Below are 2,275 nucleotides of genomic sequence, written 5' to 3' on the forward strand. Positions count from 1 at the left end.
CAAGAGTGCAGTAGCCTTTTTTAATATCGTATTTTGCTCCTCCAGACGGCGAACCTGCTTTTCCAGCTCGCGGATGTTAGCGCCAATGATATAAGACGGTAATTCACCATTTGGATTGTCCGCTCCACCCAACATGTTGTTTCCTTGAGGTTCTCACACCAGAAAGGACATCAACATGCTGAGCAGAGAGGACTTTTACATGATAAAGCAAATGCGCAAGCAAGGTGCGTACATTGTCGATATTGCGACTCAGGTGGGTTGCTCTGAGCGTACTGTCAGGCGGTATCTTAAATACCCTGAGCCCCCGGCCAGAAAAACGCGCCACAAAATGGCCAAACTGAAGCCATTCATGGACTATATCGACACACGCCTGGCCGAGAATGTCTGGAATGGCGAGGTCATCCTCGCAGAAATCAAAGCGATGGGTTACACCGGTGGGCGCTCCATGTTGCGCTATTACATCCAGCCTAAGCGCAAAATGCGGCCCTCAAAGAAAACTGTCCGCTTCGAAACTCAGCCCGGTTACCAGTTGCAGCACGACTGGGGTGAAGTCGAAGTGGAGGTCGCGGGACAGCGATGCAAAGTCAACTTCGCGGTTAACACGCTGGGGTTCTCCCGTCGCTTCCATGTCTTCGCCGCGCCAAAACAGGATGCTGAACACACCTATGAGTCACTGGTACGTGCCTTCCGTTACTTCGGCGGCAGTGTGAAAACCGTGCTGGTTGATAACCAGAAAGCGGCAGTGCTGAAGAATAACAACGGGCAAGTGGTGTTCAACTCCGGGTTCCTGTTGCTGGCCGACCATTATGACTTCCTGCCACGGGCCTGCCGCCCTCGCAGGGCCAGGACCAAAGGCAAAGTGGAGCGGATGGTGAAGTATCTCAAGGAGAACTTCTTCGTCCGGTACCGCAGGTTCGACAGCTTCGCCCATGTTAACCAGCAGTTGGAGCAGTGGATAGCTGATGTTGCTGATAAACGGGAGCTTCGCCAGTTCAAAGAGACACCAGAACAGCGCTTCGCGCTGGAACAGGAGCATCTGCAGCCGTTGCCGGATACGGACTTCGATACCAGCTACTTCGACATCCGCCATGTGTCCTGGGACAGCTATATCGAGGTTGGCGGCAATCGTTACAGCGTTCCCGAAACGCTGTGTGGCCAGCCGGTCTCGATACGAATATCACTGGATGATGAGTTGCGGATCTACAGTAATGAGTTGCAGGTGGCATCACACCGGCTGTGTTCAGCATTATCTGGCTGGCAAACGGTCCCGGAACACCATGCCCCGTTGTGGCAGCAGGTCAGCATGGTGGAGCATCGTCCCCTGAGTGCCTATGGGGAGTTGCTGTGATGCATGAACTTGAAGCACTGTTGAGCCGGTTAAAAATGGAACACCTGAGCTACCACGTTGAAAGCTTGTTAGAACAGGCAGCTAAAAAAGAGCTGAACTACCGGGAGTTCCTGTGCATAGCGCTGCAACAGGAATGGAACGGCAGACATCAGCGCGGAATGGAATCACGGTTGAAACAGGCTCGTCTGCCGTGGGTCAAAACACTGGAGCAGTTCGACTTCAGCTTCCAGCCCGGTATCGATCGTAAGGTCGTCCGGGAGCTGGCCGGTCTGGCGTTCGTGGAGCGCAGTGAGAACGTGATCCTGCTGGGGCCACCTGGAGTGGGTAAAACCCATCTGGCTGTGGCTCTCGGCGTGAAAGCAGCAGATGCGGGTCATCGGGTGCTGTTCATGCCACTGGACAGACTGGTAGCGACGTTGATGAAAGCGAAGCAGGAAAATCGGCTGGAGCGCCAGCTACAACAACTGAGCTATGCGCGGGTGTTGATCCTGGACGAAATAGGCTATCTGCCGATGAACAGAGAGGAAGCCAGTCTGTTCTTCCGCTTGCTGAACCGCCGATATGAAAAAGCGAGCATTATCCTGACCTCAAACAAAGGCTTCGCAGACTGGGGAGAGATGTTCGGCGATAACGTACTTGCAACGGCGATCCTGGATCGGTTGCTGCACCACTCAACCACAGTGAATATAAAAGGAGAAAGTTACCGGTTGAAGGAAAAACGCAAAGCTGGAGTGCTGGCCAAAAACGCAACGCCAATCAGTGATGATGAAATGGCGGATAGCGGACAACAGAAGTGATCAAATAGCGGACATTAAAAATGGCGAAAAGCGGCCATAAATCTTGGCGTTGACACGGATACGTTGCTGGTCTGGAGTCATGGGTGTGGCAGAGGGCGTAATCCCCTGACGCTCTCGCCTGAGCTGGCGC

General features: G+C 53.6%; 2 protein-coding genes. Both read left to right on the top strand.

Annotated elements, in window-relative coordinates; genetic code table 11:
* Positions 1–175 precede the first annotated feature (175 nt).
* Positions 176–1,348, top strand: coding sequence for an IS21 family transposase (gene istA / locus DEO48_RS26355; protein ID WP_109846760.1), 1,173 nt, complete (start codon positions 176–178; stop codon positions 1,346–1,348).
* Positions 1,348–2,145, top strand: a complete 798-nt coding sequence (gene istB, locus DEO48_RS26360; RefSeq protein ID WP_146198355.1) for an IS21-like element helper ATPase IstB — start codon at positions 1,348–1,350, stop codon at positions 2,143–2,145. The genes istA and istB overlap by 1 nt, the downstream gene beginning before the upstream one ends.
* Positions 2,146–2,275 lie beyond the last annotated feature (130 nt).

The organism is Enterobacter sp. CGMCC 5087, from assembly GCF_003144775.1.
Lineage (GTDB): Bacteria > Pseudomonadota > Gammaproteobacteria > Enterobacterales > Enterobacteriaceae > Enterobacter > Enterobacter cloacae_M.

Bases quoted from the DNA above. Each gene is read 5' to 3' on its own strand.
- istB (WP_146198355.1), top strand. From the start codon at position 1,348: ATGCATGAACTTGAAGCACTGTTGAGCCGGTTAAAAATGGAACACCTG.
- istA (WP_109846760.1), top strand. From the start codon at position 176: ATGCTGAGCAGAGAGGACTTTTACATGATAAAGCAAATGCGCAAGCAA.